At 67.0% G+C, this 14,179-nt stretch carries 14 protein-coding genes and 1 pseudogene; 14 read left to right on the top strand and 1 reads right to left on the bottom strand.

The window, feature by feature from the left end; genetic code table 11:
• From FBZ83_RS30400 to FBZ83_RS32585, 12 genes are all read left to right on the top strand, one after another.
• On the top strand, nucleotides 1-216 hold the full coding sequence (locus tag FBZ83_RS30400; protein WP_145690687.1) for a phage head-tail joining protein: 216 nt from the start codon (nucleotides 1-3) through the stop codon (nucleotides 214-216).
• Between the two features lie 65 nt (nucleotides 217-281).
• Nucleotides 282-1,745: a phage portal protein gene (locus tag FBZ83_RS30395; RefSeq protein ID WP_186466235.1), complete on the top strand. Its 1,464-nt coding sequence runs from the start codon at nucleotides 282-284 to the stop codon at nucleotides 1,743-1,745.
• A complete protein-coding gene (locus tag FBZ83_RS30390; RefSeq protein ID WP_186466234.1) occupies nucleotides 1,742-2,842 on the top strand; it encodes a head maturation protease, ClpP-related in 1,101 nt (366 codons plus the stop codon). The genes FBZ83_RS30395 and FBZ83_RS30390 overlap by 4 nt, the downstream gene beginning before the upstream one ends.
• Nucleotides 2,843-2,857: 15 nt before the next feature.
• The gene (locus FBZ83_RS30385) at nucleotides 2,858-3,229 is read left to right on the top strand and encodes a head decoration protein (RefSeq protein ID WP_145690680.1); all 372 of its coding nucleotides are present in this window, start codon (nucleotides 2,858-2,860) and stop codon (nucleotides 3,227-3,229) included.
• Nucleotides 3,230-3,249: 20 nt separating this feature from the next.
• Nucleotides 3,250-4,272, top strand: coding sequence for a major capsid protein (locus tag FBZ83_RS30380; protein ID WP_145690678.1), 1,023 nt, complete (start codon nucleotides 3,250-3,252; stop codon nucleotides 4,270-4,272).
• A 68-nt stretch (nucleotides 4,273-4,340) separates the two neighbouring features.
• Entirely contained in the window at nucleotides 4,341-5,183 is an 843-nt protein-coding gene (locus tag FBZ83_RS30375) for a head-tail joining protein (protein WP_145690658.1), read from the top strand.
• Between the two features lie 3 nt (nucleotides 5,184-5,186).
• On the top strand, nucleotides 5,187-5,822 hold the full coding sequence (locus FBZ83_RS30370) for a hypothetical protein (protein WP_145690656.1): 636 nt from the start codon (nucleotides 5,187-5,189) through the stop codon (nucleotides 5,820-5,822).
• Nucleotides 5,819-6,244 (top strand): phage tail terminator-like protein, encoded by a 426-nt coding sequence (locus FBZ83_RS30365; RefSeq protein ID WP_145690654.1) that lies wholly within the window; start codon nucleotides 5,819-5,821, stop codon nucleotides 6,242-6,244. Before FBZ83_RS30370 ends, FBZ83_RS30365 begins: the two co-directional genes overlap by 4 nt.
• A 67-nt stretch (nucleotides 6,245-6,311) precedes the next feature.
• Nucleotides 6,312-7,493, top strand: coding sequence for a phage tail tube protein (locus tag FBZ83_RS30360; RefSeq protein ID WP_145690652.1), 1,182 nt, complete (start codon nucleotides 6,312-6,314; stop codon nucleotides 7,491-7,493).
• A gap of 129 nt (nucleotides 7,494-7,622) precedes the next feature.
• A complete protein-coding gene (locus tag FBZ83_RS30355) occupies nucleotides 7,623-8,012 on the top strand; it encodes a hypothetical protein (protein WP_145690650.1) in 390 nt (129 codons plus the stop codon).
• Nucleotides 8,013-8,057: 45 nt separating this feature from the next.
• Nucleotides 8,058-8,465, top strand: a complete 408-nt coding sequence (locus FBZ83_RS30350) for a hypothetical protein (protein ID WP_145690648.1) — start codon at nucleotides 8,058-8,060, stop codon at nucleotides 8,463-8,465.
• A gap of 47 nt (nucleotides 8,466-8,512) precedes the next feature.
• The gene (locus FBZ83_RS32585; RefSeq protein ID WP_432612508.1) at nucleotides 8,513-8,812 is read left to right on the top strand and encodes a phage tail assembly chaperone; all 300 of its coding nucleotides are present in this window, start codon (nucleotides 8,513-8,515) and stop codon (nucleotides 8,810-8,812) included.
• Nucleotides 8,813-8,842: 30 nt separating this feature from the next.
• Here the strand turns inward: FBZ83_RS32585 and FBZ83_RS30340 are convergent, their stop codons facing one another.
• Nucleotides 8,843-9,322, bottom strand: a complete 480-nt coding sequence (locus tag FBZ83_RS30340) for a hypothetical protein (RefSeq protein ID WP_145690644.1) — start codon at nucleotides 9,320-9,322, stop codon at nucleotides 8,843-8,845.
• Nucleotides 9,323-9,451: 129 nt separating this feature from the next.
• Here FBZ83_RS30340 and FBZ83_RS30335 point away from each other — a divergent pair, with 129 nt between their 5' ends.
• The gene (locus tag FBZ83_RS30335) at nucleotides 9,452-13,747 is read left to right on the top strand and encodes a phage tail length tape measure family protein (RefSeq protein WP_145690642.1); all 4,296 of its coding nucleotides are present in this window, start codon (nucleotides 9,452-9,454) and stop codon (nucleotides 13,745-13,747) included.
• Nucleotides 13,747-14,179: pseudogene (locus tag FBZ83_RS30330) on the top strand (hypothetical protein); the annotation flags it as partial. The gene FBZ83_RS30335 and the pseudogene FBZ83_RS30330, both read left to right, overlap by 1 nt.

The following is a 14,179-nucleotide window of genomic DNA, read 5'->3' as shown; positions in this document are numbered from 1 at the left end:
ATGGCCTGGACGCAAGACGATGTCGACACCCTGAAGGCGGCCATCGCCACCGGGGCGCAGGATGTCCAGTACAGCGACGGCTCCCGCACGACCTACCGCTCGCTGAAGGACATGCGCGACACGCTGGCGATGATGCAGAGCGAGGTGGACGCCGCGGCGCAGCTCACCCGTCGGACCTACCGCGCCGTCCGCGTCACGCCCCGCTCGGGATACTGACCATGCGAACCGCCAAGATCCGTCTCCGGAACAAAGCGACCGGGGAATACCTCCCGGATGTCCGCATGGATGCCGGGCCGCTCGCTCCACCGGCAACCACCGCCTACCAGGGGGCGTCCACCGGTCGCCGCATGGGTGGCTGGCGCCCGTCCAGCTCCGGCCCCAACGCCATCGTCGCGGCCGAGGGGCCGGAGCTGATCCGCCGGGCGCGCGACATGCGCCGGAACAACCCGCACGCCAAGCGCGGCGTCAGCCTCTACGGCACGCACATCATCGGCACCGGAATCAAGCCAAGGTCGCTGTGCTCGAACAAGCGGGTTCGGGATGCGATCCACCGGCTGTGGGCCGAGTGGTCGGACTATGCCGATGCCGACGGCGCCTTCGACATCTACGGCCTGCAGACGCAGGCGGTGCTGGAGACGGCGACAACCGGCGAGGAGTTCGCCCGGCTGCGCGCCCGCCGCTCCACCGATGGCCTCCCGGTGCCGCTCCAGGTGCAGTTGATCCCGGCCGAGCAGGTGCCGCTGGACTACTCCGTCCCAAACGAGGAGCGGCAGGTCGTGCAGGGCATCGAGCGCGATGGACTTAGCCGCCGGGTCGCGTACTGGATGTACCGCCAGAACCCCGGCGATGCCGGCGTCATCATGGACGTGAACGGCTGGGAAAAGACGCGGGTGGATGCAGCCGATGTCTGCCACATGCGTTTCGCTCCGCCGAACCAACTCCGCGGCCTGCCCTGGCTGGCGTCGGCCATCACAACGCTGCACCAGCTCGGGCAGTGGCGGGATGCGGCACTGCTCCGCAAGCAGATGCTGGCCTCGCTGGTCGGCTTCGTGAAGCGCGCCGTCACCGAGGAGATGGACGCGGCCAAGATTGCCGAGATGTGGGGTGCCGTGCAGGAGGAGTTCGGCGAACTGCCGGCGGTCGGGCTGGAGCCCGGCACCATGCAGTACCTGAATCCCGGTGAAGACGTCACCTTCACTCAGTGGCAGGAAACGGCGGGTCAGGACGAGGTGTTCGAGCGCACCGCGCTTCGCACCACCGCTGCCGGACTGGATCTGGTCTATGAGGAACTGTCGGGCGATTGGGAGAAGACCAACGACCGCACCTTCCGGGCCGCCTTCAACACCATGAAGCGGACGGTGGCCCAGCTCCAACACCAGATGGTCGCCTTCCAGCTCTGCCGGCCGATCTGGAACCGCTGGATTGATGCCGCCGTGGCGAGCGGTGCCCTAAAGGTGCCGAAGTCCGTCACCGAGGCCGACCTGAAGCGCGTGGAATGGCAGCCGCAGGATTGGGAATACCTCCAGCCGGTGCAGGACGTGGAGGCCAAGCTGAAGGCAATTGCCGGCGGCCTGGACTCCCGCTCCAGCACCATCGCCCGCCGCGGTGACGACGCCGAGGTGATCGATGACCAGCGGGCCGCCGATGCCGAGCGGGAGCGGGCGAAGGGGATCGTCCCTGCTGCTGCGGCGCCTCCTCCAGCCACCCCGCAGGCCAACCCCGAAGACGAGGAGACTGGATCGTGAGCGCGATCGTACGAGGCAACGAGATCGTGCTGACCGGCACGGTCGGCGGTGATCCGTGGTGGGATGACGACGTCTTTTCCCAGGCCGACGTCATCAACGCCCTGGCCCAGGTCGGGCGCAACACCGATGTGACGGTACGCGTCAACAGCGGCGGCGGCGTCGCCACCGAGGGCGCCGCGATCCATTCGGTGTTTGCCGCCCACAAGGGCAAGGTGAACATGGTGGTTGAGGGCTGGGCCGCCAGTGCCGCCAGCCTCTTCGTCATGTCCGGCCACACCATCACCATGCGCCCCGGCGCCTTGCTGATGATCCACGACCCGTCAGCCGGCAACTGGGGGACCTGCGACGATCACCGCCGCGTGGCGAGCGCGTTGGACACCATGGGCAACACCTACGCCCAGGTCTACGCCGACCGCTGCGGCAAGAGCCCCGAGGAGGTGCGCGAGATGATGCGCGCCGAGACGTGGCTTGGTCCGGCCGAGGCTGTCGCCCAGGGGTTCGCCGACGCGGCCGAGGGCGACGATGCCGATGTCCCGGAGCCGGTCGCCTTCGCCCATGTCCGCGCCTACGCCCGCGCGCCGGAGCGCATCGTGGCGCTTGCGAAATCGCGCGGGTGGGGAGCCCGCGCCTCCCTGGCGGCGACCGCCGCCGCTCCCACCCGTCCAACCATGGAGGCACCCTTGCCGGAAGAGAACAAGCCGACCGACGATAAGACCGTCGTGACACCCCCCGCCGAAGCCGACGCGGTGGTCGATCCGGTCGCCGTCGCCGAGGCCTGCGCCACCGCCGGCTTCGCCACGCTGACCGCCGGCCTGCTGAAGTCCAAGGCGACGATGAAGGCGGTGAATGCCGCCCTGTCCCACGCCAAGGAGATCGCGACCGCCTGCGACACGCTGCGGGTGCCGAACATGAGGAACAGCCTCGTGCAGTTCGTGGCGGCCGGCGGCGACATGCAGGTCGCCCGCAACATGGCGACCGACGCCGCGGCGGCGCGGGACGAGGCCATCATCACCGACACGACGCGCCAACCGCTCGCGCCGGTCGCCTCCGGCTGGGACAAGGCCATCAACAACGTCAACCAGCGCGCCGCGCGATAACCGGAGGGCCACCAGATGGCAGCTTTGACCGAGGGCCGCCACGCGGCCGAATTCATCCTTTCCGAGGGCAACGGGAGCGTTTCCCGCGATGCCATCACCATCGTCTCCGGCGCCGGCAAGCTCGCGGCCGGCACGGTGCTGGGCAAGATCACGGCCTCGGGCAAGTACACCGCGTCGCCGGCCACGGGCTCCGACGGCTCCCAGACCGCGGCGGCCATCCTGCTGGCTCCCGTGGACGCCACCTCGGCCGACGCCACGGGCGTCGCCGTGACCCGCTTCTCCGAGGTCAACGGCAACACCCTGACCTACGACGCCTCCGTCGATGACGCGACCAAGCGCGGCGCCAAAGCCACGCAACTCGCCACCGTCGGCATCATCGTCCGCTAACGCTGAAAGGACATCCTGAGATGTTGGACGTTTTCAATCAGGACGCCTTCAGCGTCCGGTCGCTCACGGACGCGATCAACAAGATCAAGTTCGTGCCGGGCCGTGTCGGTCAGCTCGGCATCTTCACCGAGTCCTCCGTCTCGACCACCATGATCATGGTCGAGGAGAAGGACGGCATCCTGTCGCTGGTCAAGCCGTCGCCGCGTGGCGCGCCCGGCCAGACGATCGACAAGGGCAAGCGCACCGCCCGTCCGTTCGTGATTCCGCACTTCGAGATCAACGACGCCATCATGGCGGAGGAGGTCCAGAACGTGCGCGCCTGGGGCACGGAGAGCCAGTTGGAGACCGTCCAGGGCAAAGTGGCGGAACGCATGGCGATCCATTCGCAGTCCATGGCGGCCACCGAGGAATATGCCCGCATCGGCGCCATCAAGGGCATCGTGACCTATGCCGACGGCTCAACGCTGAACCTCTTCACCGAGTTCGGTGTCTCGCAGGAAGCCGAAGTCGATTTCGACCTGGACAACGCCAGCCCCGTCGCCGGCGCGCTGCGCAAGAAGTGCGCGACGGTCGCCCGCACCGTCGCCACCAACCTGGACGGCGTGCCGTACACCGGCATCCACTCCCTCTGCGGCGACGCCTTCTTCGACGACCTCCTGGCCCACAAGGAGGTCATGGAGTCCTACAAGGGCACGCCGATGGCCCAGGTGCTGCGGGAGGGCTACGTGCTTCCCAATGGCAACAAGATCTACGGCGCGTTCGAGTTCGGCGGCATCGTGTGGGAGAACTACCGCGGCGCCGTCGGCGGCACGGCCTTTATCGACACGGACAAGTGCCACATCTTCCCGCAGGGCGTGCCCGGCCTGTTCCGCACCGTCTACGCGCCGGCCGACTACACGGAGACGGTCAACACCATGGGGCAGCGCCTCTACGCCAAGCAGTACCCCATGCCCAACAGCAAGGGCGTGAACATGGACACGCAGATGAACGCGCTCCAGTACTGCACCCGTCCGAAGTCGCTGATCAAGGGCAAGCGCACCTGATCCTGACCGCCTGACCGACATCGCGAGGGGCCGCTTCCGGGCGGCCTTTCGCGTGTCTGGAGATCCGCATGGACTTCACCCCCCACATCCGCACGCTGTTCCAGCTCCGCGGCAAGCCGGCAACCTACACGCCCACCGCTGGCGCCCCGGCCCCATGCCGGGCGATCAGGCAAGGCGGCGGACAGGTCGTCGCCATCGGTCCGGTTGTGATCATGCTGGAGCGGGTCCAGTTCCACGTCCGTCGCGCTGAGGTTCCCTCCCCGGAGATCGGCGCCGTCCTGACCGTTGGTGCTGACGCCTTCACCGTGCAGGCGGTGCAGCCGGTCCAGCGTGACGCCGACGGGCTGATATGGGGCCTGGACGTGGCCTGGGGGTTGCCCGTGATCTACCGCTCCGCTGCGGCTTCCGGAGGCGTCCAGGGCGGGCCGTGGAGCACCGTCACGGCGGCTGCGGCAGGCGCTGCCTCCATCAGCATCCAGAGCCAGCACATCAACGTCACCGGTAAGCTCCAGCCGGGCGACATTCTCACCATCGGGGGTGCCGCCTACACGGTCGGCACCGTGATCGCCCCGAGCGCGGCGAAGTCCTTCAACAACATCCCGATCAGCCCGCCGCTCGCCGCTCCGGTGGCGGCCGGCGCCTCGGCGATGATCACCCAGCCGTCCGCGGCCAGCTACGCGCTCACCGGCGCCATGGCCGATTACGAGGCGTCCGATATCAAGGATGCCGTGCTGGTCGGCGATCGCCGCATGGTCATCCTGCAAGCCGACTTCGTAGCCGTCGGGCTGCCTGCCGGGCCGAAGCCGGGCGCATCCATCGAGGCCGATGGGCGGACCTACAACGTCATCCACACCAAGGCCCATTACGCCGGATCGGCTGTGGCGGCCTGGGAGCTTCAGGTCAGGGGGTAGCCCATGGCGCGTCTCCAGTCCTTCCGAGCCCAGGTCGATCTCTCCAAATCCCGCCTCCTCGGCGAGACCCGCCGCCAGATGCTGGTGCAGGCAGCCCGTGAAGCGCATGCCGAGGCCTCGGCCATCAACACCCGCGCGCTGGGCCATCCCGTCGAGAGCATCACCATCGTGGACGGGCGCCGCGGCGCGCCGGTGGAGAGCGTGAAGGCCGGCGGCGTCGTGGTCCACCTGTTCGCCGTCCACCAAGCGGCCGTGGAGTTCACGGCGGACACCCTGGCCCGGTATTCCCCGATCGACACCGGCCAGTATGCGGACAGCCATCGGCTGCTCATCAACGGCGAGCAGGTCGAATGGGGCGTGACCGTCGGTGTCGATGACGTCGTGACCTTCGTGAACCTGCTGCCCTACTCGCGGCGGCTTGAGCAGGGATGGTCCGATCAGGCGCCCGATGGGATCTATGAGGTCACGTCGGAGATCGTGCGCGCCCGCTTCGGCAACATCGTCAATGTCCGGTTCGGCTACCGGCATTTCGTCGGACACGAGGCCGGCAAGCACCGCCCGACCGAAGCCGGTAAGCAGCGCGCTTCCAGCTTTCCCTACATCGAGCTGTCGCCCAAGGGCACAAGGAGCCGCCGATGAACAGCTTGGCCGTCAAGACCGCGGTGCGCGCCCGGCTCGCCACTTTGTGGGACCCGGTTGACGCCACCATCCGGGAGCCGAACCGGCCCTTCGACCCGCAGGGGCGGCCCTGGATCGACATCCGCTTCCCTGGCGCTGCCGATGATCGCGCGGACATCGGCGATGCCGAGAACCCGCTGTGGGATGAGGTCGGCGCCTTCATGGTCCACATCTACACCCCAGCCGGCGACGGTCCCGATCTGGCGGACGCCCTGGCTAAGGCTGCGGCGGCGATCTTCCAGGGCCAAGAGTTCGATGGAGTCGAGTGCCGCAACCGACTGCCCGGCCAGTCCGGAGAGCGCGCCCCGGAGGGCATGCAGGGCGCCTGGTGGGGCGTCAGCTTCGGCATCGGCTACCGGTACCAGTCCATCGGCAGTCCATAGACGGCTGCCTCCCACCAATCCCAACGGGCTCGCTTCGGCGGGCCTTTTTCTTTGAGGAGAGAAGGCCATGCCGACCACCGGCTATCAGGCCGGCGCCGACAGCAACGATCTGGAGCTGTCCTACGCCGCGGAAACGACCTGGGGCACGTCGCCGACGGGTGCGTATCAGAAATTTCGCGTGAATTCGGAGGGCTTCTCCGAGAGCAAGAACCGCACCCGCCCGCCGGAGATCCGCGCGGATGGGCAGGCCGCCGCCGCGGTGACGCAGGACGTGTCCGCTTCGGGCAACATCCAGTTCGGCATCAGCCACGGCAACGTCGATGACCTCTGGGCGGGTGCAGTCAATGGTGCTTGGTCGACGGCGCTGAACATCACCGGCACCGACATCGCGTTCACCTCCACCGGCCTGTCGAGCGCCACCGCCGGCAAGTTCTCCACCATCGCCGTCGGGCAGTGGATCAAGATCGCTGGCGCCACGGCCCCGGCCAACAACGGCTTCAAGCGGGTTACCGCCGCGACCGGGACGGCGGTGACGCTGGAGGGTGGCGCCACCACAGCGGCGGCCGGTGCCGCGGTCACGATTACCGGCACGATGCTGCGCAACGGCACGACGTTCACCAGCTTCACCATCCAGAAGCGTCTGGGCGCCTCGCTGGGTTTCGCCTATCCCGGAACCTACTTCACCGGCGGCCAGATCAACGCGGCCCGTGGCGACTTCTTCTCCGGCACGCTCGATGCCCTCTGTCGGAGCGAGGAAAAGCAAGTCGCCGCGCTGGGCTCCGGCTTTACCGCGGCGCCGACGAACAAGGTCATGAGCGTGGTGACCCATCTCAAGTCCGTGGCCCTGGACGGCGGCGCCCTGGCGGCGAAGATCATGTCCGTGAACTCGACCTTCCAGAAGGAGGGCGCCGCGGCGCAGTACGCCGTCTCCACCTCGACGGTGGATGGCACCAAGGCGCAGGGAATGCGCAAGGGCACCCTGACCGCGAACGGCACGCTGGAGGCCTACTTCAGCGATTACGCCCTCTACGACAAGTACAAGGCCGAGGCCGAGGTGAACACGAGCTACCGCGTCACCGACGGCGCCGGCAACACCTACATCGTCACCTATCCGGTGGTGGTGCTGGGCAAGTCCACCATCACGGCCGGCGGCGCGAACAGCGACGTCATGGCCCGGTTCGAATGGGGCGCCGACCCCGATCCGGTCACCGGCTGCACGATGCAGATCGATCGTTTCGCCGGGCCGTAAGCCGGACGACTACCTATCCCTGCCGACACAGGACCCGATCCCTCCGGGGATGGGGAGCGCATGCGCGCATGGGCGGGGGTGTCGGACCCCGCCCACCCCACATTCCTTTCCGACAGAGGGACCGAATCAATGGCTCACGTCTTCGAGGGCGAGCCCGACGCACGGCATGCCGGCGACATCGCGCCGAGCCGCTTCCGCCCGCAGTACCGCGCCCTGTCCGACGAGGAGAAGGCGCTGCATGATCAGATCGAGACCAAGGCCACCGAACTGGAGACCCTGTTCGAGCAAGCCCGCGATCTGCGCTACCCGATGTCCGCGGTCATCAGCGGCCTCGATGGGATCAGCGCGGTCGAGATGGAGGCGGCGACCATCATGCCCGCTGAGGTCGGCTTCGCGCAGCTGGAGCCGGGTGCCCTGGCTGCAGGCTTCTCGGCGACGATGGGCACCGACTACTTCGGCGAGGGCATGAAGTCCCTCGAACTGGCCGTCATGTGGACCGTCAAGGGCCTAACGGCCTGATCCCCACCATACCCAGACCCTTTCCGACAAAAGGACACCATCATCATGGATCTGAACGATTTCGCCGTGGACCCCGCCACCTACGAGAACGGCAAGAAGATCGAGTTCGGCGGCGGCACGCACATCTGCGTCCGCAGCGCCGGCGCCGACCGCGCGCAGAAGGTGCGCGAGCGGCTGTGGAAGCCCTATGCCTCCTGGAAGGAAGTGCCGGCGGAGATCCAGGCCAAGATCAACGCGAACTGGCTGGCTCAGGGCCTGCTGACCGAGTTCGTCGGCTTCACGGTGGACAAGAAGCCCTTCGAGGTGGATCTCGCCAAGCCGGAGGATCAGAAGCGCCTCGGCGACCTGCTGGGCCAACCGAAGTACAAGGCGTTCCGGTCCAAGGTGCTGGGCATCGCCCTGGATGAGGGCAACTTCCAGGCCGCCGCCGATCAGGCAGCGGAGGGAAACTAAGGGCCTTCGCCCGCTGGACCTTCACCTGGGGCCGGCGGGCGGAGGAGATCGGCCGGGCCTGCATCGAGGACGACGAGGAGTTCCCTCCCGTCCTTCTCGATGCGCCCGATCTCAATCCCGGTCTGCGGCGGTTCTGGCGGGCCTTCCAGGACCTGTCCGGGGATCGTCCTGTGGGAATGGCCGTTGGCGCCATCCCCATGACCGCCATGCTGGCCTACGCCAAGGACATCGACGGCGACACCGACCCGCAGAACCTCCGGCGCTTTGTCCGGTTCGTGCGGGCTATCGACGACGAATTCCTGAAGGCGGAGGCGAGCAAGGGCAGCAAGGGGCAGCCGGAGGGGTGAGGGTGGATGCTCAGGTTAAAGTCGCCATCCTCACAGTCCGGAAGCATCCGATCCGCCTGCAGGCGTATACATGATTCTTGTCGAGATGTCGGAAAGCTGATGATAGTCGACTAAATTGCTTGATTTTACATCACGCCAAACTCTATGAGGGCCAAATTTATTGTTTTGCTCTATTGCCGCCCCGTAAAGTCCAGTAAGAGATTGTAGCAAAGAAGCGCTTTGCGTCATATCTCTCAACGTTAAAGATACGGCGGATAACTTGTCGTTCTTAAAATAAAATATACCATCAAAATCATAGTTGCCGGACTTGTAGGGGAACTTGTATTTGGCCTCCAACCCGAGCCCAGCGATCCTTAGCCCTCCTGCTTCGGCTTGTGTGACGGCGACGGCACTGCCTTTAGATGCTGCGAGTACACTCTGCGGGGACATCCCCCACTTCGTGTACTGCCAGTCGGACGCGGCGGGTGATGCGAAAGCTGCTACCACAAGAAAAGCGGCTACTCTGATCATGACATCCTCATGCGATGGGATCAGTATGCTGACGCATGCCAACGGTTGAGTCTATCGTTTGGTGTCTAAATTTCTGCAATGGCGCCCGGAGTTCCGCGGCGCCTTTCCTATTTCTGGGGGAGATCACCCATGGCCGTTGAACTCGCGCAGGCGCTCATTCACGAAGTCGTCGTGGATGATTCGAAGGCCGTTGCCGGGGCGCAGAACGTCTCCCGAGCCATGGACGGCATGGCGACCGCATCGGACAAGGCGACTGCCGCGGCGACGAAGCAGGTGAGCGGCCTCAGGCTGCTGGATGAGGCCACGGTGAAGCTAAGCCGTGCGCAGGAAAGCGCGTGGGGGGCGCTCCAGAAATGGAAGGCAGTGGCCGATGACAACGAGCGCGCCATGCAGCGGTTGGCTCGCGCCGAGGCTGACCTTAACCGGGCGGTGCGCCAAGGAGTCGCGGACGAAGAGGAGAAGATTCGCGTCCTCGACCAGCTTCGCCAGAAGCTGTCGGGCTATGCCGTTGCCAACGATAACGCCGCAGCCTCGACGGGCCGGTTCAAGGGTGCACTCGGCAACATGGGCCTTCAGCTTCAGGACGTGGCTGTGCAGGCCCAGATGGGCACGTCCGCCTTCATCATCCTGGCGCAGCAGGGACCGCAAATTGCATCGGCATTCGGCCCAATGGGCATCGCCATCGGTACCGTCGTGTCGATCGCCTCTGTCGCGGCCGGCGTGCTCTTCACGCTCGGCGATGAGACGAAAAAGTCGGCGAAGGAAATCGATACCTTCGGCGATGTGTTGGGGATCTTCGAAGGGCGGGCGAGGGAATCCGGCGCCGCCATTGAAACGTTGACGGACAGCTATCGCGCCCTTGGTGGAGAGCTGCGCGCCCTCTCGAAGCTCGCCCTGCAGGCCGATATCGCCACCCTGACCGAGAAACAGGCGAAGGACCAGAAGTCGGCGTGGGACACCATCCGAAACGCCACGATGGCGGGCGCGAAGGACGTACCTGCGTCGCTGAGCGCCCTGCAGCAGCTTGGACAGGATAAAGACCTCGCCGGCTTCCTGGGCAAGCTCCAAGCGCTGAACGAGAAAGGCGCCATCAAGCTGATGCGCGACGAGGACATCCGCGCGTTGCTGGAGACCGGGGAGGCCCTGCGCGTCGCCGAGGCGCGCATGGCCGATCTGGAGGGGCGGGCGACGCCGGCGCAGAAGGCGTTGCTGGGCTATGCCGATGCGGCCCGGGAGGCGGCGAAGGCGGCGGCTGAATTGGCGACGTCACAGGCGAAGGCCGGGGCATCCCTGTTCACCACCGAACGCGACCTTGACGCAAAGATCCAGGCGCTGAAGGGCGGCGAGGCCGCCATGAAGGCCTATGGGGAGGAGCAGGTCAGGACGCAGGCGCGCAGCAAGGCCTATGACGACGCCATCCACTCCGGCCTGTCCACCCTCGATGCGACGGCGGAGGCCAACCGGATCGCGGCGAAGGCCGTGGAGGCCTACCGGCTCGAACAGCAGCGCGCTGACGAGCAGACGGCCGCCAACGCCGCCAGCCGCAAGGCCGAAAGCCAAGCGGAACGTGACGCCAAAGCCTACGCCAAGGTGTCGGAGGAACTGGATCGCGGTATCGCCGAGCAGCAACGGCTGGCCGGTGTGGTCGGGCAGAGCGTCGAGGCGCAGCGGGAGGCGAACACTCAGACCAAGATCGCGGAGGCTCTTTCGAAAGCCCATACCACCGCGTCGACGGCGGAGGGCAAGGCCATCGCCGGAAAGGTCCGGGAACAGGAGAAGTGGCGGGCCACTGCCGCTGACGCCGCGGTGCTGGATTCCTCCAAGCGGCAGCTCGCCTACGCCCAGCAGGAACTGTCCCTGATGGGGCAGGCCGAGCCGGTTCGCGCGCGGGCGTTGAAGTCCTTCCAGATCCAGCAGGAGGCGGGGGAACTCGCGAAAACGACCACGGCGGAGAACGTGGCCGAATGGGTCCGTCTCCAGGAGCAGATCGCCGACACCCAGGCCATCAAGGCATTCCGGCTGGAAGTCCAGGGGGAGGCGAAGGAGATGTCGCGCGACGTCACCGAGGCCCTCTTGGATCGCGAGGCAAAGTGGCGGGATGTCGGCAAGACCATCGGCAAGCGGATTGCCCTTGGCTTCCTGGAAAACCAGTTCGTCATGCCCATCATGACGACGGTGGTAGGAGCTGTCCCAAGCCTGTTCGGCATCCAGGGTCCGGCCACGGCGGCCAACATGAACGCCGCCAACCAGAACGGTGCCGCCGGGCTGACCGGTCAGGCCACCGATATGGCCACCAACTGGGGAGCAGGGAAGGCGCTCTCCTGGGCGGGTGACAAGCTGGGGCTGACGGGCGGATTCGACGCGCTGATGAACACCCCGGTTTGGGGATCGGCCGTGGGCATGTCCTCGACCGGCGCAGCGGCCTACACGGGAACCCTGGTTGCCAACCCGGCCTTGGCGGGTCCGGGCTTGGTGCAGGCCGGGTCCCTGAACGCGGCGAACGGCGTCGTCAACGCGGGCAACACCGCCGCGCTCAACGCCTCCTATTCCGGTACCACGACCGGTGCGTCTGGGACGGCCGGCGCCACGCTTGGCGGTGTGCTGGGCACCGCCGGCGCCGGCTTCGCGGCGGGCTCTTTGCTTGGCGGTTGGGCCGGCACCTCGACCAACAGCAAGGTGGTCGGCGGGCTCTCCGGGGCGGGTGCCGGGGCGGCCGCCGGTGCCGCTATGGGAACATGGGTGTTCCCCGGCGTCGGGACGCTTGTCGGTGCGCTGATTGGCGGTGGCGCCGGCGGGCTGGGCGGGCTGATCGGCACCCAAAAAGCCTCGGTCGGCCCCAACGCCCAGGGCAACGTCGTGGTCAGCGGTGGACGGTTCGCCGAAGGGCCGTCCGCGGCGGACAACAAGGGCGATGCCACCGGGGTTCGGCAGGCTACGGCGCAGATCGCCGCGGCCTTCAACAGCATGGCGGACGCCTATGGCCTGCGGGCGCCGGACGGCACCTACGGGCTCTATACCGGCGGCGACAAGGTCAAGGGTAACGGCGTGCGGACGCCCGAAGAGCTGATCCGGCAGATCGTCGGCAGCCTGTCGGCGGACGGGTTGGTCGGGCGGGCGCTTGGCTCGGACGTGGTGAAGGGGTCCGCCGACCTGGAGCAGATCAACAGCTACCTGTCCCTGGCCAAGCGCATCGAGGCGACGACAACCGCTCTGGATGGGCTCGACAAGTCGCTGGGCGGCGTTCAGAAGGCCGCCTTCAAGGCTGCCGGTGAGGGTCTGCAGCCCATGCTCGAGGAGCTGAAGAAGGCCGGCGAGATCGGCGCATCGGCCGAGTACAAGGCGCTGGTGTCCGGGCAGGTCTCCAGCATCCTGGACGACATCGCCAACCCGCGGGCCTACACCGAGACGGAAACCGCTGTGGCCACCCTGACCGGCCAGCTTGCGGCCTGGAAATCGGTGCTGGAGCAGGTCAACCCGGATCTGGCCAAGACCGTTGATGCGATCCAGGAGAAAGGCCTGGAGCGCATCAACAAGGGGGTGCGGGACACCTTCGCCGCGAACCTCAACGAGGCGAACGACAAAGGTTTCCTGAACCAACTGGCCGACGTGCGCAAGACCTGGGATGCCGGCGCCACCGACGCCCTAAAGGCGGGTGTGAAGCCGGAGGACTACGTCAGGCTGTACGACGCCCAGGCGCGGCGGATACTCGACGGACTGGATAACAGCCAAATCGACGGCGTGGTGTCCTACTTCAAGGACCTCGACCCGGTGATGGCAGGGCTGGCCGACAGCCTGCGCGGCACCACCACGGCAGCCAAGGAAGCCCAGAAGGCGGTTCAGTCCACCGCCGATAGTCTGACGGCCTGGCTGAACGGCCAGAAGCTGGGCGATGCGTCGTCCCTGTCGCCGGTCGCCAAGATGGAGGAGGCGCAGCGCCAGTTCGACGCCGCGCTGTCGGCCTCGCGGAAGAGCGGGGATATCTCGGGCGCCACCAAGGCGGCCGACGCCCTGCTGTCCGCATCCAAGCCCGTGCTGGTCATGGGCACGGAGGGGTACAGCCAGCGGGAAGATTGGATCACCTCCACGCTGAAGAACCTGGGTCACGAGCTGGGCCTGCCCGGTTTCGCGACCGGCGGCGATCACCTCGGCGGTCTCCGCATCGTCGGCGAGCGCGGGCCGGAGCTGGAGTGGACCGGCCCGTCGCGGATCTTCAGCGCCGATCAGACCCGGCAGATCCTGGCGGGAGCCACCGCGCAGGCGGCTCCACAGGTCACGGTCAACGTGGACATGCTGCCGGTCATGCGAGCGGTCAGCCAGTCCACGAATGAAGTGGTGTCCGAACTTCGCCGTCTCCGTCAGGAGGTGGCGGAGCTGAGGGCCGAGAAGCGGACCGGCACAAACCTCAAGCTGGCGGGGGCGGCGTGATGACCTGGGGAACCTCAGCATGGGGCGCGGTGCCGTCGGGCGCGCGGGGCTTTGCCGCCCTGCCGTCCCCTCCGGCCTTCGTCTCCGCCACGCAAGACAGCGTGTGCGACGTGGTGTTCCTGGTCGAGATGCAGCCCGCCACCGGGGCCACGGCGACGGTGGAGCGCAAGCCGCTCGTCCAGGGCACCTACGCCTGGGGCACGCTGCCCTATCGCCAGCCGTCGCCGCCGTCGATCCGCATCGACTGGTCGGATCGGGACTGGACCAGCCGGCCGGACGACACGCGGGCCAACGTCCATTTTGAAGGGCGGGTGGAGCCGCCGCAGTTCGACCGGTCCATCCCCATCGTGCCGGGATCGGGCAGGGCGGCGGTGTCCATCGGCGAGCTTGTGGCGGTCAACGCCGATGGGGTCTACGACAGTTACCCCGACG

The sequence above is a fragment of the Azospirillum brasilense genome (genome assembly GCF_007827815.1).
Classification (GTDB): domain Bacteria; phylum Pseudomonadota; class Alphaproteobacteria; order Azospirillales; family Azospirillaceae; genus Azospirillum; species Azospirillum brasilense_C.
Note: the sequence above shows the minus strand (reverse complement) of the source record. Positions and strands in the feature narration are given on the sequence as shown.

Coding starts and splice junctions, on each gene's coding strand:
- FBZ83_RS30400 (WP_145690687.1), top strand. CDS start 1: ATGGCCTGGACGCAAGACGATGTCGACACCCTGAAGGCGGCCATCGCC.
- FBZ83_RS30395 (WP_186466235.1), top strand. CDS start 282: ATGGATGCCGGGCCGCTCGCTCCACCGGCAACCACCGCCTACCAGGGG.
- FBZ83_RS30385 (WP_145690680.1), top strand. CDS start 2,858: ATGGCAGCTTTGACCGAGGGCCGCCACGCGGCCGAATTCATCCTTTCC.
- FBZ83_RS30380 (WP_145690678.1), top strand. CDS start 3,250: ATGTTGGACGTTTTCAATCAGGACGCCTTCAGCGTCCGGTCGCTCACG.
- FBZ83_RS30375 (WP_145690658.1), top strand. CDS start 4,341: ATGGACTTCACCCCCCACATCCGCACGCTGTTCCAGCTCCGCGGCAAG.
- FBZ83_RS30370 (WP_145690656.1), top strand. CDS start 5,187: ATGGCGCGTCTCCAGTCCTTCCGAGCCCAGGTCGATCTCTCCAAATCC.
- FBZ83_RS30365 (WP_145690654.1), top strand. CDS start 5,819: ATGAACAGCTTGGCCGTCAAGACCGCGGTGCGCGCCCGGCTCGCCACT.
- FBZ83_RS30360 (WP_145690652.1), top strand. CDS start 6,312: ATGCCGACCACCGGCTATCAGGCCGGCGCCGACAGCAACGATCTGGAG.
- FBZ83_RS30355 (WP_145690650.1), top strand. CDS start 7,623: ATGGCTCACGTCTTCGAGGGCGAGCCCGACGCACGGCATGCCGGCGAC.
- FBZ83_RS30350 (WP_145690648.1), top strand. CDS start 8,058: ATGGATCTGAACGATTTCGCCGTGGACCCCGCCACCTACGAGAACGGC.
- FBZ83_RS30340 (WP_145690644.1), bottom strand. CDS start 9,322: ATGATCAGAGTAGCCGCTTTTCTTGTGGTAGCAGCTTTCGCATCACCC.
- FBZ83_RS30335 (WP_145690642.1), top strand. CDS start 9,452: ATGGCCGTTGAACTCGCGCAGGCGCTCATTCACGAAGTCGTCGTGGAT.